This is a genomic window from Chromohalobacter moromii (genome assembly GCF_023091865.1).
Lineage (GTDB): Bacteria > Pseudomonadota > Gammaproteobacteria > Pseudomonadales > Halomonadaceae > Chromohalobacter > Chromohalobacter moromii.
Genome location: NZ_JAHXDI010000001.1, coordinates 1,315,367 through 1,335,995 on the forward strand (window position 1 = coordinate 1,315,367; position 20,629 = coordinate 1,335,995).

The following is a 20,629-nucleotide window of genomic DNA, read 5'->3' on the forward strand; positions in this document are numbered from 1 at the left end:
TTATATATGCGTTCGGTCATAAAGCTGGTAAGGCCACACCAGTACCTCAAGAATGGTTTTGTGCTAGTCGGGCCGTTATTTGCCCATCAGTGGGATCTCTTCACACTCTCTCAAGCACTGTTGGCTTTCTTGGCCTTCTGCTGCATGGCGAGTGCGGTGTATGTACTCAACGACATCATGGACATCGAGGCGGATCGAGCCCACCCGGTGAAGTGTCGTCGTCCCTTGCCGAGTGGTGCCATTTCCACACGTGTGGCCAAACGACTGCTTGGTGGGTTGATAGCCGCATCGATGTTGCTGGCACTGTTGGTTAGCGGCTGGGTCGCTCTGTTTGTGGCAACCTACTTTGTCATCAACATCTTTTACTCCTGGCGCCTCAAGCACATCGTGATCCTCGATGTATTCTTGATCTCGTCTGGCTTCATGCTGCGGATTCTGGCTGGCACGGTGGGGTTAGGCATCGCGCCATCTGCGTGGCTGCTGCTGTGCGGTTTGATGGTCACGCTGTTTCTGGGCTTCTCCAAGCGACGCGCCGAACTACTGATGCTTGAGAGTAACGAGCACTGCAACGGAGGGCTGACCCGACGTGTATTGGATGACTATAGCCCGGCCATGCTCGAGCAGTTCATCGCTGTCACGGCTGCATGCACGGTGCTTGCCTACGGCCTCTATACTGTGTCCCCGAAGACGATCGCCCTACATGGCAGTGATGGATTGATCTACACCTTACCCTTCGTGGTGTATGGCATCTTTCGTTATCTTTACCTGCTGCATCAAAAGTCCAAAGGCAATGATACGGCCAAAGACCTGGTTATCGACCGCCATCTGTTGGCCACGGTCGTGGGCTGGGTGGGGTCGACTCTGTGGGTCCTAACATGACGGCGGCAGTGAGTTACCTGGAAGGGTGGCGGCTGCGGGCGCTGATCCTCTCCATCGTGGCCGCCACCGCCGGCTATTTGGCGTTTTCCCTGTGGGGAGGCTGGAATGAGGTGGTAGCCGCCTTCGTGCAGATTGGCCTGGTAGGCACGCTGATCGCCCTGATCTTGTCGCTGATGAACTACGCCCTGCGGTTCTGTCGCTGGCAGCTCTACTTGTCGCAGCTGGGGCATCGCGTAGCCTGGCCGCCGAGTCTGCGAATCTATCTCAGTGGCTTTGCCCTGACCACCACGCCCGGTAAGGCGGGGGAGGCTTTCAGGGGCGTACTCCTCAAGCAGCGCGGGGTACCGTTCCCGGTGACCTTCGCTGCCTTCATCAGCGAGCGACTTTCCGACCTCGTTGCCATCGTGCTGCTCACACTGGTGGGGCTGGCCCAATACCCCCAGGCGCGGAGCATTGTGCTTGCCGGGGTACTGGGGATCGTGGTGGTGCTGGCTTGCCTGTCGAGCAAGACCCTGCTGGACCGGCTGCATCGTTGGGCCTCGGCTCGCCAGGGCAAGCTGATGGCTTTGGTTACCCATGTCAGCGAGATGCTGGGGGGCGCGCGCCGCTGCCATCGCCCCGACCTTCTAGGCATAGCCACCGTGATCAGCGTGATTGCTTGGGGGGCGGAGGCGCTGGCTTTCTATTGGATGCTGGGCTGGCTCGATGCCGACATCTCGCTGTCGTTCGCCATCTTCGTTTATGCGCTGTCGATGCTGGCCGGCGCCCTGAGTTTCCTACCGGGCGGTCTGGGGAGCGCTGAAGCGGTGATGGTCTCGCTGCTGGTCCTCAAGGGCATGACTATGCCCGTCGCCATCGCGGCGACCGTATTCATTCGCCTGGCAACGCTGTGGTTTGCCGTACTAATCGGCCTGGTGGCCTTGATCCGCAGCCGTCATGGTGAAGCGCCTGCGGAGGAGACCGCATGACCGCACCACGTTCATGGAACCGTCTGCCGCGTGTGGCTCCCGACGCCGTCCATGCGTTAACCCAACGCTACGCTGGCGTGCCGGATGGTTTGCCAAGGCCATTACTGGCCCATGGTAATGGGCGTAGCTATGGCGATGTGTGCCTGACCGAACAGGGCACGCTGCTGCTTACCCGAGGGCTCGACCGCTTTATCGAATTTGACCCGCAGCAGGGGATACTGCGCTGTGAGGCAGGCGTCACCCTAGCCGAGCTCCTCGCACTGGTGGTGCCCCAAGGCTGGTTCTTGCCCAGCACGCCGGGGACGCGCTTGGCCACGGTGGGTGGTGCCGTGGCCAACGACGTGCATGGCAAGAACCACCATGCCGTAGGCAGCTTCGGCCATCACGTGCGCGCCCTGGAGCTGTGGCGCAGCGATGGCAGCATTATTGCGTGCCGGCCCGAGGACGACAACGGCTGGTTTTCGGCGACTATCGGCGGGCTGGGCCTGACTGGGCTGATTCGCTGGGTCGAGCTGCAGCTGATGCCTATCCAGAACCCCTGGATGTGGGTCGAGTCACAGCGCTTCGCCAATCTCGACGAGTTTTGGGCACTCAACCGTCGTGCTGAGGCCCGCTGGCCCTATACCGTGGCCTGGATCGACTGCTTGGCCAAAGGCAAGGCGCAGGGCCGGGGGATATTGCTGGCCGGCCAGCATGCGGCGGCACAGGCTGAGCTGCCGACGTTCAAGGAAAGCGGCAAGCGGATCCCCGTCGATCCACCATTCTCGTTGGTCAATGGGCTGAGCCTGCGCGCCTTCAATACTCTTTATTACCGGCAGCCAGTCAAGCCCCAGGGGGCGCTGACTCATTATGTGCCGTACTTCTACCCGCTGGATGCCATTCAAGGTTGGAACCGCATTTATGGGCGGCGTGGTTTCTACCAGTACCAGTGCGTGATTCCGCCCCGCGAGGCCGAGGCCGCTACCGCGGCGCTGCTCGATACCATCGCCAGGCGCGGGGAGGGGTCGTTTCTTGCCGTGCTCAAGACCTTCGGTCGTAAGCCGTCGCTGGGCATGCTCTCGTTTCCGCGCCCCGGCACCACTTTGGCCCTGGACTTTCCCAATCGGGGCGACAAGACCCTGCGCCTTCTCGAGGAGTTGGATGCCATCGTGCGCGAGGCCGGTGGCACCCTCTACCCCGGCAAGGACGCCCGTATGCCGGCGAGCTTGTTTCAGGCTGGCTATCCCCAATGGGAAGCCTTCAGCGCTTACGTCGATCCCGGCTTTTCTTCCCGTTTCTGGCAGCGAGTGACCCCATGAACTCTCTTAATCGTGTGATCCTCTTTGGGGCGACGTCCGCCATTGCCGAGCAGACCGCCCGGCAACTGGTTGCCCAGGGCGCCTCCCTCTACTGCGTGGGACGCAACCGCGACAAGCTGATGGCGCTTATTGATGATCTCAAGGTAAGGGCCAGCGACCACCAGCAAATCGATGGGGATGTGGCCGATCTGACCGACAGCGATCAGCATGCTCGGCTTATTGACGCTGGTGAACGAGCGCTGGGCGGCATCGATGGCGTGCTGATTGCCCACGGCACTCTGCCGAACCAGCAGGCCTGCCAGGCGGATGTTACCCAGACACGCCAGGAGATCGAGACCAACGCCCTGAGCGTGATCAGTCTGCTGACCCTGCTGGCCAACCGCCTCGAGCAGCAGCAGTACGGCGTGATCGCCGTGATCAGCTCGGTAGCCGGCGATCGGGGGCGGCAGAGCAACTATGTCTATGGCGCCGCCAAGGGCATGGTCACGTTGTTTCTCCAGGGCCTACGCAACCGGCTGGCCAAGAGCAATGTCGACGTGGTGACCATCAAGCCCGGTTTTGTCGATACCCCTATGACCGCCGAGCTCGATAAGGGTGGGCCGCTGTGGGCCAAGCCCGAACAGATCGCCAAGGGCATCATCAAGGCCATGCAGAAGGGCAAGGGCGAAGTGTACCTGCCATGGTTCTGGTGGGGCATCATGCTGATCATCAAGCATATCCCTGAAGCTATCTTCAAACGGATGTCGTTATGAATCAGTTTCCTGAGTTCGATGCTCGTCCCGTCGCGTTTTTTGACTTCGATGGAACCTTGACGACCGGTGATACGTTGATGCCGTTTCTCAAGTTTGTCGTCGGCACACCGGCCTACTATGGCAAGCTTTCGCTGCTGAGCCCGGTACTCGGTGCTTATTATGCGAAGCTACTGCGTAACGACATCGCCAAGCAAATCGTGCTCAAACAGTACTTAGGGGGGTACCACATTGATGAGCTCTTTACACTTGGAGAGCGTTTCAGTGAAGAGGTGATCCCCACCATGCTGCGCCCAGAAGGCATGGAGCGTCTCAGATGGCACCAGGCCCAAGGCCATGAGTGCGTGCTGGTGAGTGCCTCGATGAATGTTTACCTGACGTCTTGGGCTAAGCGAGAGCATTTTTCGGAGGTTATCTGCACAGCGCTAGAAGTTGGCAAGAAGGGCCATGTCTCAGGGAGGATTCAGGGAAAGAATTGTCATGGGGAAGAGAAGGTTAGGCGAATAGTTCTTTCTAATTTTAATAGTAGAAGATTGACATATGCGTATGGGGACTCTAAGGGGGACTTGCCTATGCTTAAGTTGGTAGATCATGGGTTTGTTTTCGAAAGGGGAGTTTTTTCTGTTTCTTCTGTTTAGGTGGGAAGAATGGATATTAAAACAAATGCTTGGGGTGTTAGGGATGCCGGGAAAATAAGTTTTTTCCTGGGATGCTCTATGGTGGCGCTGATTGTCTGGATCAGATCGAATCCCTATCTTTTCATAAATGGAACGAGTTACTTAAGCAATTGGAATTACACTCATTACCTTTTTAATTATGACGATGGATTTGTAAAGAGAGGGGTTGTCGGGGATTTTCTCAAGACCCTTGTGGGCCATGTTTCATATGACTTTGTGAGCTTTGTCTCATATGTATCCCTCGGGGGGCTTTCCTTTTTGTTTTTGTTGTTTTTTTCTAAAGCTTACATAGGTCATGGGGAGAGGTTTGGTGCCTTTTTGCTCATGGTCTTTGCTGCTGCTTCGCCTGCGACTTTGCAGCACTTTGCTTTCGATGTTGGAAGGTTTGATCTGATTATATACATGATTTTTATATTGATTGTTTTGTCAATAAATTTTTTGGCTGAAAGGAGTGTTTACGTAACTTTTGCTATTGTTGTTGCAGGGCTTTCTTTGTCAGTCTTAGTGCATGAGGCTGCACTTTTTATGATACTGCCTCTTTCCCTTGTTTTTTGGAACTACATCGACTCCTCCAGAAAGGGTGTTGTTTTGCAAGGTCTTGCTTTTGTAGTTATATTTTTCATTACGTTTTTGGTTTCTACGCATGGAGAGTATAGTGCGCTTGGGTTCGAAGATCATCTGGAAGCCTTGAGAAGTATTTATGGTGATAGAGTGGTGAGTAGTTCTCTTGTTGTTATTCATCACTCTTCTCTTGAGGAAAATGTTAGTAGGACAATAAGGCTTGGACTTAGCTTCCCACGCTTGGTGCATCATGGAGCTCTTGTTTTCTTTATGATGCCTTTTATGTATATGATGTATAAGCTTTACATGTCAATGCGTGGCCAGATTGATTTAAAGGTTAAGCTTATTTTTATAGCGTCGTTATCCCCTTTGGCCCTTTATCCCTTGGGGCAAGATCATTTTAGGTGGTGGTCATTGACTATAACAAATATTATACTGGCAATATGCTTTATTGTGTTGCGAGATAAAGTCGTTCGAGATGGTGTGCTGTCATTTCTCGAAGATAGGGTGAAGCTGGTTTCCTTTGTTGTATTGTTTGGCCTTGTTTCTGGTCCTTTGTGTGTTACAGAAAGCTTTGATGTGGTTGTATATACAGCAAAATTTGTGGGATCTGTTATGCCTAAGTTATAGAGTAACTGCAGCACTCGTAGTGTTCATACTCGATTATCTTGGCGGACATCTTACCTTCAACCGTGTCTGCCCCTGACGCCGGTGCCCTTGTGCACCGGCGTTTTTTTATGCCTTGGCGGTTCGAGCGCATGCCTGCCACAACGCTCATGCAATGGGACGAATCGGTGGTGGGGGCTCAATCGGTGGCACGGGGTTTGCTCACTGAAGCCGCTGGGATACGCTTGTCGCCTACCACTAAATAATGACGCGGGGCCGGCGAGGCACAATGCGAATATGGCCGAATCGCATGAGACGACTACTCAAGACATTGCTACCCAAGACACTGCTGGGGCGTTTGATCCTGGGCACCGGAGTGGGCTGGAGTGTGTTGGTCATCGCCATCCTGTGGGTATCGCTGCGTGGCGGTAGCGGTCTCGCCGAGGAGATCAATCGGGCGCATCTGAACTACGAGGCTTCGCTGATCGCGCGCAACATTCAGCAATCCATTTCGTTGCGCCTTGATACGCTTAAAAGCATTGCCACCTCGCAAGCGGGGGTATTGCAGGGCGATGTGCCGCTGGCCGAGGACGCGATAACGATGTGCAGGCACGTTTGAGCGACCACACGGCGCTGCTGGAGCTGTTCGATTCGGCATTCGTTGTCGATGCCGAGGGGAATGTCAGGGGCTTCACGCCGTCGTTGCCGGGCGCTGTGGGCTTGAACGTGGCCGACCGCGAGTATTTTCGCTTCGTTCGGGAAGTAGGGCGTCCCTTCGTGGGGCGTCCGATCATCAGTAAACTCCACGATAGTCGCCCGCTGGTGGTGATGGGGGTCCCGCTGACGGATGCGCAGGGCCGTTTTGCCGGCATGCTGGGCGGTGTAGTCAATCTGCGCGATGGACGCTTCTTCCTTGATTTGCGTAGCTTGCGCATCGGCGAGGAGGGGTATGCGGTGTTGATGACCAGCGATGGTACGGTGCTCAGCCACCCCGATAGTTCCCTTGTCATGCAGCATGTCCCTTCCACGCTGGAGAGTCCGGTGCTGTCGCAGGCACTGGATGGTTGGCAGGGCACCGGTACCGGTCGTCTCATCAACGGCGAACCGGCGTTGATGAGTTATCACCAAGTCTGGGAACCGGGCTGGGTGGTGGGTGTCTTCCTGCCGCAACGCCAGACGCATCAACCGATTATCGATTACGTGCGCCGCCAATGGTGGGTGGCCGTGGCCGTCGTGCTGTCGATGCTGCCTTTGTTGTGGTGGTTGCTGCATTTAGGGCTCTCACCGTTGCGGCGCCTGGCGCGTCAGATCGCACAAGTGGGGCGCGGGGATATTGCCCGTATTTCCTTGGATACATCGCTGGAGGAGCTGCGGCGTATCGCCCATACCTTCAATAGCGTGGAGTACGAGCGCAGTCGCGAGCGCGCGGAGCGACGCAGCCGCCAAGCCTATCTGGATGCGGTATTGAGTTCGTCGCCGTTGCCGATGTTCCTGGCCGATATCGAGGGTCGGATTAGTTACGTCAATCCCGCCTTGGAAGCCTTGACGGGGCTTTCAGCGGCGTCGTTCCGGCATCGCGCCTGGTTGCGTCGTCTGCATCCCGAGGATCGCTCGGTGCTATTTGCGCTGTGGCGCGACGCGGTGGATGGCGGTCACGAACTGCATCGCCAGTTGCGCTTTGAGTGCGGCGATAGAGCAATGATGTGGCTGGAGCTTTACACCAGTCAGGTCAAGAACGGTGAAAAGCCGCAAGGCGTGGTGGGCTTCATCAAGGACATCACCCATCTGCGCGAGCAGCAGAAGCGCCAACTCTGGGAGGCAGAGCACGACCCGCTCACCGGGCTGCTCAATCGACGCGGTTTCGAACGACGTCTCGACGAGACCTACCGGCGTTTCCGCGAACATGGCGAAACGGCGTCGTTGATTCTCTTCGACCTGGATAGTTTCAAGCCGATCAACGATGAGGGCGGTCATGCCTTGGGCGATGAAATGCTGCGCGAGATCGCTCGTTGTCTGGAAGGTTGTGTGCGTCGTGATGACCACTTAGCGCGCCTGGGCGGCGATGAATTCGCCATTCTGCTGCCTGGGTGTGGCAATCCACAGGCCATACGCATCGCCGAGCAGGTTCGCCATGCCGTAAGCGAGTTGTCGGTGCTGAGTAAGGACAAGCGCTACCGTGTCACCGCGAGCCTGGGCATTTCATGCTTGGGTCCCGATGATAGCGACGCCCAGGCGATGGTGACGCGTGCCGATACCGCAAGTTATGACGCCAAGGCCAAAGGCAAGAACCGCATGATGAACGACGCGCGTTGCGAATGATGTCGCGCCTTTATACGCAACACGAACGAGGAACGACGAGAAGATGAAGCACGATACTCTGGTGTTAGGCGCGGGCATGGTAGGCGTTGGCGTGGCGTATCATCTGGCGCGGCGTGGTCGCCGGGTGGGGCTGGTGGATCGACGCTCACCGGGTCGTGAAACCTCCTACGGTAATGCCGGCCTCATCCAGCGTGAAGCGGTGGCGCCGCATGCCTTTCCGCGTGATATGCACACGCTGTGGCGTGTGTTGGGTAACCAGGGCGTGGATATTCGCTATACACCGCGTGGCGTGATGCAGGCGGGGCGTGCCCTGTGGCAGTACTGGCAGAACAGCGCGCCTGAGTCCTATGCGCGGATCGTTCCCGAATATGCCTCGCTGATCGAGCTGTCGATCACGACGCATGCGGAGATGATCGAGGCATCGGGCGCCGAGGCAGTGATCCGCCGCGACGGATGGATGGAAGTCTTTCGCACGCCGAAGGCGCTGGAGACGCGCTTCAGTGAGGTGCGGGCGTTGGGCGAGCGTTTCGGCCTGGCGCATGAGACCTTGGATGCGAGTGAATTGCGTGAGCGTGAGCCCGATCTGGATGCTCAGGCCATCGGCGCCGTGCATTGGCGGGATTCCTGGAGCGCGGCCGACCCTGGCGCGTTGGTGGCGGCCTACGCGCGGGCTTTCGAGGCCGAGGGCGGAGAATGCCTGCAAGGCGAGATTCAGGCGATTGCACGCCATGGCGAGGGCTGGCGCGTGACGACGGACGCCGGCACCTTCGAGGCACGCGATATCGTACTCGCGTTGGGGCCCTGGGCGGATGAGTGGCTGACGACGCTAGGGTATCGCCTGCCGCTGTTCGTGAAGCGTGGCTATCACATGCATTACGCCACGCGTGACGAGACGACATTGCAGCATTGGTTGCTGGATGCCGAGACCGGCTATCTGCTGTCGCCGATGCGTGCGGGCATTCGTCTGACCACTGGTGCGGAGCTGGCGCCGCGCGATGCGCCACCGGGTTATGCGCAGCTCGAGGCCGCGGAAACGTCTGCGCGTGGTTTGTTCCCGCTCGGGCAGCGTCTCGAGTCGCGTCCCTGGAAAGGCGCACGTCCGTGCACGCCGGACATGAAGCCCATCATCGGCCCGGCGCCACGCCATAAGGGGTTATGGTTCGCCCTCGGTCATGCCCATCAGGGCTTCACGCTGGGACCGGCGACCGGGCAACTCCTTGCCTCGATGATGGAAGGTGAGGTGCCGGCCATCGAAATGGAGCCCTTCAGCGCTGAGCGTTTCCTGTAACTTTTGCTGTAACGCCCAACGTCTTCCTGTGAAGCTCAATGCTGAGCCGGGCTGCTCGATTCAACTTTTCTGAATCACTGCCGATAGTGTCTGCATCATCGTCGCGGGCGAGCCGATAAGCCCCGCGTTCGCGTGCATCACTATAAAGAGGCAGGGATACATGAAGGTTCATTGCAGGTGGCTGGCGGGCCTAGGGTCGCCAGTGCGTGTGGCGTCGTTGGTGAGAGTGGCGTCATTGATGAGAGTGGCGTCGTTGGTGAATGTGGCGTCGCTGATGAGCGTCGTGTCTCTCGCGTTGCTGGCGACGCCGTCCATGGCGGAGGTCAAGGTCGGGATGGTCGCGCCCTTCAGCGGGTCGGCGTCATCGCTTGGCAAGGGGATGCGCCAGGGCATAGAGGCGCGTTTCGCCGAGGCCAACGAGTCGGGCGGTGTGAATGGCGAGACGCTGACGTTGGTGACACGCGATGACGGTTATGAGCCGTTGCGTTCGGCCAAGGCGACACGCGAGCTTCTGGAAGACGACGATATATTGGCGATGCTGGGCAATGTCGGCACGCCCACCGCAATCGTCAACCTGCCCATCCTGCTCGACCACGAGATGCCGCTGATCGGGGCGTTCACCGGCAGCGGCGTCTTGCGTCAGTCCCCGCCGGATCGCTATGTCTTTAACTATCGCGCGAGTTACGCCCAGGAAACCGCGACGATGATCGAAGGTTTGCTGTTGGCCGGCATTGCCCCCGAGGAGATCGCCTTTTTTACTCAGGCCGATGGTTACGGCGATGCCGGTTATCAGGGCGCGCTGCGCTCGTTGGCCAACCATGGCTATTCTCATCCCGAACGCTTGGCGCATGGGCGCTATACGCGCGGCACGCGTAACGTTCATCGCGGGCTCGCCAATGTCTTGCAGGCGCCCGTCACGCCGCGTGCGGTGATCATCGTGGGCACCTACGGACCGGCGGCGGATTTCATCCGCGAGGCTCGCAAGGATCTGCCCAATGCGTTGTTTCTCAATGTCTCCTTCGTGGGTAGTCAGGCGCTACTCGATGAGCTGGGCGATGCCGCCGAGGACGTGATCGTCACCCAAGTGGTGCCGCCTTACGAATCTGATTTGCCGGGCGTGAAGGCGTACCGCGAGGCACTGCAAGCCGAGGATGCGAGCGCTGACGAGAATTTTGTCTCTCTGGAAGGGTATCTGGCGGCGTCGTTGTTCATCAAAGGGCTCGATGCGGCCGGGGCCGATGCCGACCGCGAGGCGCTCGTCGATGGCTTGGAAGGTTTGGGCGACATCGATCTCGGTCTTGGCAAGTCACTGACGTTGGGCCCCAAGGATCATCAAGCGAGCAATTCCGTGTGGACAACGCGTATTCACGACGGCCAATTCGAACCCGTCGATTGGTTCACCCTGCTCGATGATGTCGCGGCCAAGGAGTAACCCCATGAAAAAGAGTTTGAGCCTACGGGCGATGTTGATCGGGTTGTTCGTGGCCGCGGTGCTCGGCGCGGTGATTCCGGCGGCGGCCGGATTTTTGTCCAACCAGCGGTTGATCGAGGCGCAGCATCTATTCACCGACGAGATATTGCCTCAGCAGGCGGCCAGTCGTGACATGAGCGATGCGCTGACGCGTTATCGCCAGCGCCAGTCGGGCCTGTTGGCCGCCGACAGCGAGGCTGACTTCGGGGGGGTGGTCGATCAGGCCGAGGCCGATGCAGCCTTCACGGCGGGACGTGAACGGCTCGCCACCTTGATCGGCGACGATAATCAGGCGTTGTTCGAGACACTGGATAGCGACTACGCCGACTTGCGCCAGGCCGATACCGCGCTGGAAGAAGTGCGGCGCGAAGATGTGGCGCTGACCGCCTCCATGCGCGCGCGTATCGCCGAGATGCAAGACAAGATCGGCGAAGTATTGACCGACGCCGAATCGATGGCGGGACGTGCGACTCTCGAGGATGTGCGTCAGCAACGCGCCCTGATCCGGCGCATCCAGTCGATGCAGGACGATGGGCTGTCGATGGTGCCGATCTCGATGCTCGATACGCTGACGGAGCGGCGTGCCAACATCGCCGGACTCAGCGGTGACGTACAGATGCTGGTGGCGCAGTTGGCCGATCAAGGGCGTCAACTGATGCAGGTCGATAGCCACGATGCGTTGGTCGATCTGCGCTATAACCAGATCGCCCAGCAGATTTCGCGCATTCATCAGGCGTTGGCGAGTATCGAGGGCGCGGTCGGGGCGACGCCGGCCCAGCAGCAAAGTGCCGGTCAGTTGGAAGATGTCGTGACCGAACTGAACGAATTGATGCTGACGGGCGATAACGCCGTTTATGCATTGCGCGACCGTCAGCTTGGCTTGCGCGAGCGCTCTCAACAGGCCTTGACTGGCGTTGCCCAGGCGATGGATGGCATGGCCGAGAGCCTGGAGCGCGTCGAAGCCTATGCGACCGAGCGCGCCGATGAGGCCGCCGAACAAGCCGCCGCGACAGCGCAGGCCGGCCGCGTATTGCAGCTTGTCGTATTGCTGATCGTGATCGTGATTCTGGCGGCGGTGGGCTGGCGCGTGATGACCCGCGTACTCAAGCCTATCGGTGAAATGCGTCGCCAGATGGAAAGCATTAGCGGAGCGGCGGGACAAACCGGTGACCTGTCGATGCGTTTGAAGGTGCGCCATGGCGATGAAATCGGCCATACCGCGCAGGCCTTCAATCAGATGATGGTGACCTTCGAGCGGCTGATTGCGCAGATTCGCGACGGGGCCGAGTCGGTGGCGTCCAGCAGTCGTCAGATCGCCTCCGGCAATCAGGATCTGGCGCAACGTACCGACGAGCAGTCTTCGTCGCTGGCCGAAACGGCGGCGAGCCTCGAGGAAATCACCGCGACCGTGAAGCAAACTGCCGACTATGCCCACCAGGCGCGCGACATGAGCCATGGGGTCGGTCAGCGCGCCCGTGAAGCGGGCGACGTGGGTGATCGGACGCATAGCGCGATGCAGGAGATTCGCGAATCCAGTGCCAAGATTTCCACGATCGTCGAGGCGATCGACTCCATTGCCTTCCAGACCAATCTGCTGGCCTTGAACGCCTCGGTGGAAGCGGCCCGCGCCGGTGAGCACGGTCGTGGTTTCGCCGTCGTCGCCGAGGAAGTGCGTCGTCTTGCCAGCCGTAGTGCCGATGAGGCCGAGCAGATTCGCCACTTGGTCAAGGACAGCGTGGCCAAGGTGGGTGAGGGCGCTAACCTGGTCGAAGAGACGGGAGGGCATTTGCGCGAGATCGTCGATAGCGTCGACAAGGTATCGCAGTTCGTCTCCGAAATCGCCGAGGCCACGCAAGAGCAGTCGACGGGGATCGACCAGATCAATCAGGCGATTGCTCAGCTCGACCAGGTGACCCAGCAGAATGCCTCGCTGGTGCAGGAAGCCTCCTCGGCCAGCCTGTCGCTGGACGAACGGGCCAACGACATGCATGTGCTGGTGGGACGCTTCAAGGTGAGCGATTCGGCCTACTCGGAAGACGACGCCACGGACGACAGCGCCTCGCCCAAGGCGTTACCCGCAACGTGATCGTAGCTTGCCAGCCCCGTCCGGGCTGGCATGAAAAACGCCTTCACTGCCTAGCGCGGTGAAGGCGTTTTTGGTGATACCGAAGAACGCTGATGCATTGGCTTAGCGGTGAGGCTTAGCGAAGAGCGCCGAAGGTTCCAGCAAGCAAGCCTTGTGCTTGAGTGTCGATGGCGAATAGCGCACCGGCATCGGGTTGCGCCGCGAGCGCTGCATCGTCGAGCCCCTTGCGTGCGGTGGTGATGTAGAGAGTGGAAAGGTCGGGGCCACCGAAGGTGCAACTGGTGATGTTGGCGACGGGCATGGGGATTTCTTCGCGCAGTTGGCCTTGGCTATCGAATATGCTGATACGCCAGCCGCCGAATTGGCAGACCCAGAGGTTGCCGTCGCGGTCGGTGGTCATGCCGTCGGGGCAGCCTTGATCCTGGGGGATGCGGATGAAGGGTTCACGGTCCGAAAGGTTGCCATGTTCATCCACGGCGAATCGATAGATGAGGCGTTCCAACGTGTCGGTGTGGTAGAGCCAATCCCCCTGAGGTGAGAGCACCGGGCCGTTGGTGACGGTGTATCCGCTGTCTTGGCGTTGGCAGTCGCCGTCGAGACGCACGCGATAGAGCGAGCCGCTAGTGTGGCCCTCGGCGTCGTCCATGGTGCCGCACCATAGCGTGCCGCTGGTATCGACGACGGCATCGTTGAAGCGGTTTCCGGGAAGCTCAGGCTCGGGGGTGAGCCACTTTTCGAGCGTACCTTCGGGCAGTTGAAGACGCGCGATGGCGTGTCGTAGCGTGACGATGAACCCACCTTCGGCGTGACGATGCACGCTAGTGATTTCCTCGTCGAACGACCACTGGCGCACGTTACCGCCGGCTAGACACTGGAGCTGGTGGCCTTTGATATCCACCCAGTAAAGCGCTTGTTCCGTGTCGTCCCATAGCGGCCCTTCGCCGAGGATGTTGTGGGCCGGATGGACGACGCGCGGTGTTGCCTGCGGAGCTATGAGTGTAGGCATCGTGACCTCCTGGGGCCAAAAACAAAAAACCGGTGTCGGAGTTTCCTCCGACACCGGAATAATGGCAATTATGCGTAAGCCATGTCTTCGAGTTCACGTCCCTTCGTTTCGCGGACGAATTTGATGACGAAGAAGATCGAGATGACCGCGCAAATGGCATAGAAGCTGTAAGCACCGGTCAGGCCGATGGAGGCGAGCATGATCGGGAAGGTCATGGTGATGGCGAAGTTACTGACCCACTGGAACAGACCGGCGACGGCGAGCCCTGAGCCACGTACCTGGTTGGGGAACATCTCGCCGAGCATGACCCACATCACCGGGCCCCAGGAGCTGTTGAAGAAGAACACATAGGCGTTGGCAGCGATCAGCGCGAGCACGCCGTTGCTATCGGAGAGCTTCAGGCTACCATCGACCATTTCGGCGGTGGAGAAAGCATAGACGAGAATGGCGAGCGTGATGGCCATACCGACGGAACCGCCCCACAGCAGCGGCTTACGTCCAATACGGTCGATCAAGGCGATGGCGCCGAAGCAGGCTGCGATACTCACCGCGCCACTGATGACGTTGATCAGCAAGGCATCGCCTTCGGAGAAGCCCACGGCTTGCCAGAGGACGGCACCGTAATAGAAGACGACGTTGATCCCCACCAATTGTTGGAACACGGCCAAGCCGATCCCGACCCAGACCAAGTTGATTACCTTGCCGGTCTTGGGATTGATCAAGTCGCTAAAGCGTGGCTTGCGCTGCTCGGATAGAGAGTCGCGGATTTGAGCCAGGCGCTCTTTGGCGTCGCTTTCGTTATAGATCATGTGCAGCACGTGTTCGGCACGATCGTCGCGACGCGCGCTGACCAGATAGCGCGGGCTTTCCGGAATGAATAACAGCGCCACCAGGAAGATCGTCGCGGGGATCAGTTCCATCCAGAACATCCAGCGCCAAGCGGTAAAGCCGAACCACAATTCGGAGGTGGAGCCCCCGGCGACGTTGGCCAGCAAGTAGTTATTCAAAAACGAGAAGAAAAGCCCCGAGATGATGGCGACTTGCTGGATGGTAGCGAGGCGTCCACGCAGGTGTGCGGGAGCGATTTCGCTGATGTAGGCCGGTGCCATGACACTCGCGGCACCCACGGCCAAGCCACCCAGGATGCGATAGATGACGAATTCCAGTGAGCCACCGGCGACACCCGAGCCCCAGGCGCTGACGATGAAGAAGATGGCGGCAACGAGCAGGAGAGTGCGACGCCCGTATTTATCAGCCAGCCCCCCAGCAAAGAACGCACCCACCGCACAACCCAGCAGCATGGACGCGACATTGAAACCGGTGCCGACGCTGTCGGAATTGAACGAAGATTGCAGGCCGTCGACGGTGCCATTGATGACCCCACTGTCGAAGCCGAACAGGAAGCCGCCTATGGCGGCGACACAGCATGTTAAAAAGACAATCAGTGAACGTTGCGAATCGCTGTATGTTGGCATGGTGTGCTCCGTTGTTGTTAATGGCGTGGGCGCCAGTGGCTAGGGATTACATCCAGCCGGCATCGACCCAGTAGTTGTGAGCGGTACAGGCAGCGGCGTCATCCGAGGCCAGGAACAGCGCCATCGCGGCCACGTGATGCGGATGAATACGTACCTTGAGCTTTTGCTCTTCGACGATCTGCGCCTCGTCCTCGGGGCTATACCAACGTGATTGACGCGGTGTCTTGACGTTGCCGGGGATGATGCAGTTGACACGGATTCCGTCGCTGCCTAGATCGCTCGCCAGGGCTCGAGTCAGGCCTTCGATACCGGCTTTGGCGGTTTCGTAGAGCAGCATGTCGGGCTGCCCCAGATGCCAGCTGATCGACCCCAGGTTGATGATCGCCCCCTGGCCTTGACGACGCATGGCGGGGGCCACTTCACGAGCGGCGAGCACCAGGTGGCGCAGGTTGACGTTCATGCGGTCTTCCCAGTACTCGGGTGTGATGTCCTCGAGCTTGTGACGGTCGTCGTTGGCGGCGTTGTTGATCAGCACGTCGACGTGACCGATGTCGCTCAGCGTGGCGCGGAGCTGGTCGGGCTGGGTCAGGTCGCAGTAGTGGAAATGCGGCGCACCACTGCATTTATCGACCAGTTCGTTGGCGAGCGCCTCAGCGACATCCAGGAAATGGACGTTCGCGCCCTGGTTTACGAAGGCCTCGACCAAACCGGCGCCGATGCCGGAGCCGCCACCGGTGATGACGACCGTCTTGTCCTTGAGGCTGGGGTAAATTGCGGAACTCATGCAGGACCTCTATCGCATTGGGAGCGAGCTGTCTTTAGGCGATCTTTCATGCTTTAGTTAATAGATTTAACTAAGTGGATGATCGTTCAGAGAGGCGATGATTTCCATGCGACGATAGTCATACGCTTTACTGAGAGAAGACTAGGGGCATCACACGAAGCGGGAATTCCTCGACAAGGGCGACAGCGCATCGGCTGCGATAGAGGCTGGTACTTTATGAAAACGCTGGCGATGCATTGTCAATTTCGTTGCGCCACGGCGGCGAAGGGCAATAATTTGTTATATTGCGGAACTCGATCCGCATTTCAGCGAGGCACCTTTTATTGCCATGGTTAGTACCTTTGCCCCTCAAGCCGCCGGTGATCTCAATTTTCTCAAGAAGCTCAATCGCAGCTCGATTCTAGGGACCGTGCGCCGTTATCCCGGCGCGACACGTGCCGATATCGCGGCGCATACGCAGCTGACCAAGGCCACCGTGGGGGGCGTGGTGCAAGCGCTGCTGGAGCGCGGCTGGCTGCGGGAAGGTGAGTTGCAGCCACGGGGCGGCGGGCGTCCGGGGCGGGCCCTGTATCTGGACGACGCCCATCATGTGCTGTTGGGGGCGGATATCGGCGTAAGGGGATTACGTGTCGTGGCATGCACGCTGGGCGGCGAGGTGCTTCTGCAGCGTTATGTCACCGAGGCGCCCACGACCCCCGAGGAAACGGCAACGCGCTTGGCCGAGATGTTGCGCGTCCTGCGCGACGATCCCGTCATCGTCGATCGGCACTGCTTGGGTTTGGGTGTGACGGTGCCGGGGCCGGTCGCCCCGGAGCAGCCCATCCTACGGCTCGCGCCCAATCTAGGGTGGATCGATGTCGCTTTCCTTGAGGTGCTTCGCCCGCACCTGCCGGACCTCGACGGTGCCTGGCTTCTGGATAACGAAGCCAACGCCGCGGCCTTCGGCGAGTTCTACTTCCATGACGGTATCCCACCGGAATCCATCGTCTATATCAGCGCTGGAAGCGGTATCGGTAGCGGCCTTGTCACTGGCGACAATTACCCTCTCGTGCCGCGTGGCATACAGGGACTGGTGGGCGAGATCGGTCACACCATCGTGCAGCCGGGGGGACTTTATTGCCACTGTGGCAATCGCGGCTGTGCTGAAACCCTGGTCAGTGGTTGGGCGATTCGCGCCGCGCTGGGTATCGCCGATACCGAGGACCTGGAAGCGGCGATAGCGGCGCGGGGCGACGACCCCGACGTCAATGCTGTCCTGCGGCGTGCCGGTGAAGCCTTGGGGACTCTCATGCTCAATCTGCATCACACGCTCAACCCAGCCATGTTGGTACTCGGCGGATCGCTAATGCATCTAGGCGAGCGGCTCATCGCCCCGGCGCTGGCCTATTTCGAAGCCCACCAGAATGACTTGCTGCGAGGGACGCAGCGCGTCCCCGTCAAGGTCATTCACGACAGTACCTTCACCGCCGCGCGGGGAGCCGCCGCCCAGGTCATGGCCAAGGCGGCGCTGGAGGCGTGAGTCTGGTTGTTCCGCGTTCAGCAAAGTGCCCGTGTTAAAAAAGTGCCCGTGTTAAAAAGTGCCTGTGTTCAGAAAATCACGTTGGGTAATGCCATCGATACGGCAGGCACGAAGGTCACGATCAACAGTATGCCGACCAAGAGCAGCCAATAAGGCATGATGGCGCGAATAAAATCGGGCACTTTCACGCCGGTGATGCTGCAGGTGGTGAACATCACCGTCCCAAGGGGCGGGGTGATCGTGCCGATGGAGGCATTGAGGATGAAGATGATCCCGAAATGCACCGGGTCGATGCCGAACTGTGCCGCCACGGGTGCCAGCAGGGGGGACAGCACGATGAGAATGGCGTTGCCTTCCAGGAACATGCCCAGCACCAGCAGGATGACATTGGCGAGCAACAGGAACGCCACCGCGCTGCCCACCTGGGACGAGAGCAGCATGGCGATGTCCTGAGGAATGTGCTCCCAGGTTAGAAAGCGCGCGAATCCCGACGCCACGGCGATGATGAACAGCACGTTGACCGAGGCGAACAGCGACTCCCGCGTGGCCACCGCGACGCTGCCCACGTTCATTTCCTTGTAGACGAACATTCCCACGATCAAGGCATATAGCACGGCCATGGCGCCGGCTTCGGTCGGTGTGAAGACGCCGACACGTATGCCGCCGATGACCACGACCGGCAACAGCAAGGCGATGATGCCGGCGCGCGTCACGCTGACCCATTCACGCCGCGAGACCCGCTCCTTGCGCGGCGGTTGGTAGCCCAGCCGACGGCACTGACGCGATACCAGCAGCATCATGCACACCGCCATCAGCACCCCGGGCACCACGCCGGCCAGGAACAGGCGGCCGATGGAGACGTTGTTGACGTAGCCGTAGACGATCAGCGCGATCCCCGGCGGAATGGTCGAGGTCACTAGCGAGGAGGCGGCGGTGACGGCGGTGGAGAACGGCTTGGGATAGCCGCTGGCCGTCATGCTGGGTACGAGCAGCTTGGCGTTCATGGCGGCATCGGCGATGTTGGAACCGGAGAGCCCACCCATGAAGGTGCTCAGCAGCACGTTGGCTTGCGCCAGTCCGCCGTGCAGGCGTCGGGTCATGAGCTCGGCCAGCTTGAGCAGGCGGTCGGTGATGCCGGAGTGGTTCATGAACACCCCCGCCATGATGAAGAACGGGATCGCCAGCAGCGAGATGGACTCCAGCCCCCCGGCCAGGCGCTGAATCAGCAGCATGGTGGGCTGGTCGGCACCGAACAGGAAATACAGGAACGTCGACAGAAACAGTGCGAAGGCGACGGGGGTGCCCAGCACGAAAAGAAGCAACAGCGCTGCGAGTGCTATGCCTACGGCCATGGGTAGTATCCTTTAGGTATCGCGAGCCAGTCGGACGAGGCAGTGGTAGGCCATGATGACGGCACTGACCGGAATGGCGACGTGAATCCACATGTACGGGATCTGCAGCATGGGCGTGCTGCGGAAATTGGAGTAGGGCAACAGTTGCAGCCCCCAGTAGCCGAGCACGATGGCGGCGATCAGCACCATGCCGACGTTGAAGAGACGGTCGTTCCAGCGGGCGAGCGACGCCGGCAGGTTTTCCGACAGCATGCCGATGAGCACGTGTTCGTTACGCCGCACCAAGGCGCTGGCGCCGAGAAAGGTGGCCCATACCATGAGTAGCTGCAGGACCTCCTCGGTCCAGGCCAGCGGGGTGTTGAAGATATAACGCATGAAGATGTTGCTGATGGCGACGAGAAAGATCGCGAAGAGCGCCGCGCTGGCCAACACTTCATCGAGGCGCATGATGCGGTCGATCCAATGGAATACGCGTTTCATTTGAGACTCCTCGGTCACGGCAATTCACGGTGTTGCCGTGCGTGATACGCGTGCCGGCGCCACAGGCTTGTGTGGCGCCGGCGGTCGGTCAACGCTTATCCGTTGATGATCTGGCGAACCTGTTCGTACAGGCCGTCGCTCCACTGCGGGAAGGCAGCAGGGATCTGCTCAGCGGCGCGTTCGCGGAACGGCTGTGTATCCACCTCGTGGACCTCGACACCGGCATCCTTGAGCTGCTGCAGGGCGACGTCGCTCTGCTTCTCGACCAGTTCACGAAGATGCGCGGCCATGTCCTGCCCGGTCTCGGTCAGGATCTGGCGGTTTTCCTCGCTGAGCTGGTCCCAGAACGCCTTGCCGGTGACGAACGGCGCCACGGTGTTCATGTGGCCGGTCAGGTTGAGGTGCTTGACGACTTCGTGGAACTTGCCGCCGAACAAGACTGGTGTGGGATTCTCGACCCCGTCGACCATGCCCTGGGCCAGCGCCGGATAGACGTCGCCCAGCGACATGGGCGTGGGCGTGGCGCCCATAGAGCGAATGGCCTCGACGTACATCGGCGAGTTCTGCACGCGGATCTTCACGCCGTCGAGTTCCTCGGGTGTGGTGGCAGGCTCGCGTGAAAGCAGGTGGCGCGTGCCGTACACGGTGTTGGGAATGACGATGTGATAACCGGCTTCCTCGACCTTCTGGCTCTGTTCGGCGAACCACTCGGAGTCGAAGACCTTGAGCTTGTCGTCGAAGCTGTCGGCCAGATAGGGCGCATCGAGTACCGACAGGTCGGGCACCGAACTCATGAAGTTGCTGTAGGCGGTGATGGTGATGATCAGCGAGCCGAAACGCGCCTGTTCCATGACGTCGGTCTCGGAGCCGAGCTGGCTGGCGGGGAACGCGCTGAGCGTGAGTTCGCCGTCGCTGGCCTGCTCGACGTTTTCCGCCCATTCCTTGACGGCCACATCGACCGGCTCGCCCGGCTGGTTGCCATAGGCGACGCGGATCTCGGTGGCGGCCTGGGCGAGGTTCAGGCTGCCGAGGCCGGCGATGGAGAGGCTGGTGGCGATGAGCGTGAGTTTCTTGAAACGCATTGTCGTGCTCCTTGGTTGTTGTCGGTCGT

18 protein-coding genes are annotated in these 20,629 nt (G+C 59.6%); 12 read left to right on the forward strand and 6 right to left on the reverse strand.

Annotated elements, in window-relative coordinates:
• Positions 1 to 6 precede the first annotated feature (6 nt).
• From KZO83_RS05855 to KZO83_RS05905, 11 genes are all read left to right on the forward strand, one after another.
• Positions 7 to 879, forward strand: coding sequence for a decaprenyl-phosphate phosphoribosyltransferase (locus KZO83_RS05855; protein WP_247620090.1), 873 nt, complete (start codon positions 7 to 9; stop codon positions 877 to 879).
• Positions 876 to 1,847 carry a lysylphosphatidylglycerol synthase transmembrane domain-containing protein gene (locus KZO83_RS05860; RefSeq protein ID WP_247620091.1) on the forward strand — a complete coding sequence of 324 codons (972 nt, stop codon included), beginning with the start codon at positions 876 to 878 and terminating at the stop codon, positions 1,845 to 1,847. The genes KZO83_RS05855 and KZO83_RS05860 overlap by 4 nt, the downstream gene beginning before the upstream one ends.
• Positions 1,844 to 3,145, forward strand: coding sequence for an FAD-binding oxidoreductase (locus KZO83_RS05865; RefSeq protein WP_247620092.1), 1,302 nt, complete (start codon positions 1,844 to 1,846; stop codon positions 3,143 to 3,145). Before KZO83_RS05860 ends, KZO83_RS05865 begins: the two co-directional genes overlap by 4 nt.
• A complete protein-coding gene (locus KZO83_RS05870; RefSeq protein ID WP_247620093.1) occupies positions 3,142 to 3,897 on the forward strand; it encodes an SDR family oxidoreductase in 756 nt (251 codons plus the stop codon). The genes KZO83_RS05865 and KZO83_RS05870 overlap by 4 nt, the downstream gene beginning before the upstream one ends.
• Entirely contained in the window at positions 3,894 to 4,532 is a 639-nt protein-coding gene (locus KZO83_RS05875; RefSeq protein ID WP_247620094.1) for an HAD-IB family hydrolase, read from the forward strand. The genes KZO83_RS05870 and KZO83_RS05875 overlap by 4 nt, the downstream gene beginning before the upstream one ends.
• Positions 4,533 to 4,541: 9 nt before the next feature.
• The gene (locus KZO83_RS05880; RefSeq protein WP_247620095.1) at positions 4,542 to 5,762 is read left to right on the forward strand and encodes a hypothetical protein; all 1,221 of its coding nucleotides are present in this window, start codon (positions 4,542 to 4,544) and stop codon (positions 5,760 to 5,762) included.
• 286 nt (positions 5,763 to 6,048) lie between these two features.
• On the forward strand, positions 6,049 to 6,357 hold the full coding sequence (locus KZO83_RS05885) for a hypothetical protein (protein WP_247620096.1): 309 nt from the start codon (positions 6,049 to 6,051) through the stop codon (positions 6,355 to 6,357).
• Positions 6,342 to 8,057 (forward strand): sensor domain-containing diguanylate cyclase, encoded by a 1,716-nt coding sequence (locus KZO83_RS05890; protein WP_247620097.1) that lies wholly within the window; start codon positions 6,342 to 6,344, stop codon positions 8,055 to 8,057. The genes KZO83_RS05885 and KZO83_RS05890 overlap by 16 nt, the downstream gene beginning before the upstream one ends.
• 43 nt (positions 8,058 to 8,100) lie before the next feature.
• Positions 8,101 to 9,345: an NAD(P)/FAD-dependent oxidoreductase gene (locus KZO83_RS05895; protein WP_247620098.1), complete on the forward strand. Its 1,245-nt coding sequence runs from the start codon at positions 8,101 to 8,103 to the stop codon at positions 9,343 to 9,345.
• Positions 9,346 to 9,619: 274 nt separating this feature from the next.
• Complete coding sequence (locus KZO83_RS05900; RefSeq protein WP_247620099.1) at positions 9,620 to 10,777, forward strand: ABC transporter substrate-binding protein; 1,158 nt, start codon at positions 9,620 to 9,622, stop codon at positions 10,775 to 10,777.
• Positions 10,778 to 10,781: 4 nt separating this feature from the next.
• Positions 10,782 to 12,902, forward strand: a complete 2,121-nt coding sequence (locus KZO83_RS05905; RefSeq protein WP_247620100.1) for a methyl-accepting chemotaxis protein — start codon at positions 10,782 to 10,784, stop codon at positions 12,900 to 12,902.
• A 115-nt stretch (positions 12,903 to 13,017) separates the two neighbouring features.
• On the opposite strand, the gene KZO83_RS05910 is transcribed toward KZO83_RS05905, so the two are convergent.
• The 3 genes from KZO83_RS05910 to KZO83_RS05920 all read right to left on the reverse strand — a co-directional run bounded on the left by KZO83_RS05910 (position 13,018) and on the right by KZO83_RS05920 (position 16,167).
• Positions 13,018 to 13,908, reverse strand: coding sequence for an SMP-30/gluconolactonase/LRE family protein (locus KZO83_RS05910; RefSeq protein WP_247620101.1), 891 nt, complete (start codon positions 13,906 to 13,908; stop codon positions 13,018 to 13,020).
• Between the two features lie 68 nt (positions 13,909 to 13,976).
• Positions 13,977 to 15,383, reverse strand: a complete 1,407-nt coding sequence (locus KZO83_RS05915; RefSeq protein WP_040243567.1) for a sugar porter family MFS transporter — start codon at positions 15,381 to 15,383, stop codon at positions 13,977 to 13,979.
• 46 nt (positions 15,384 to 15,429) lie between these two features.
• Positions 15,430 to 16,167, reverse strand: coding sequence for a D-xylose 1-dehydrogenase (locus KZO83_RS05920; protein ID WP_178999904.1), 738 nt, complete (start codon positions 16,165 to 16,167; stop codon positions 15,430 to 15,432).
• 328 nt (positions 16,168 to 16,495) lie between these two features.
• On the opposite strand from KZO83_RS05920, the gene KZO83_RS05925 reads away from it, so the two are divergent.
• Positions 16,496 to 17,686: an ROK family transcriptional regulator gene (locus KZO83_RS05925; RefSeq protein WP_247620102.1), complete on the forward strand. Its 1,191-nt coding sequence runs from the start codon at positions 16,496 to 16,498 to the stop codon at positions 17,684 to 17,686.
• A 68-nt stretch (positions 17,687 to 17,754) separates the two neighbouring features.
• On the opposite strand, the gene KZO83_RS05930 is transcribed toward KZO83_RS05925, so the two are convergent.
• The 3 genes from KZO83_RS05930 to KZO83_RS05940 all read right to left on the reverse strand — a co-directional run bounded on the left by KZO83_RS05930 (position 17,755) and on the right by KZO83_RS05940 (position 20,600).
• Complete coding sequence (locus KZO83_RS05930; RefSeq protein WP_247620103.1) at positions 17,755 to 19,038, reverse strand: TRAP transporter large permease; 1,284 nt, start codon at positions 19,036 to 19,038, stop codon at positions 17,755 to 17,757.
• 12 nt (positions 19,039 to 19,050) lie between these two features.
• Positions 19,051 to 19,518, reverse strand: coding sequence for a TRAP transporter small permease (locus KZO83_RS05935; protein ID WP_247620104.1), 468 nt, complete (start codon positions 19,516 to 19,518; stop codon positions 19,051 to 19,053).
• Between the two features lie 95 nt (positions 19,519 to 19,613).
• Positions 19,614 to 20,600 carry a C4-dicarboxylate TRAP transporter substrate-binding protein gene (locus tag KZO83_RS05940; protein WP_247620105.1) on the reverse strand — a complete coding sequence of 329 codons (987 nt, stop codon included), beginning with the start codon at positions 20,598 to 20,600 and terminating at the stop codon, positions 19,614 to 19,616.
• Positions 20,601 to 20,629 lie beyond the last annotated feature (29 nt).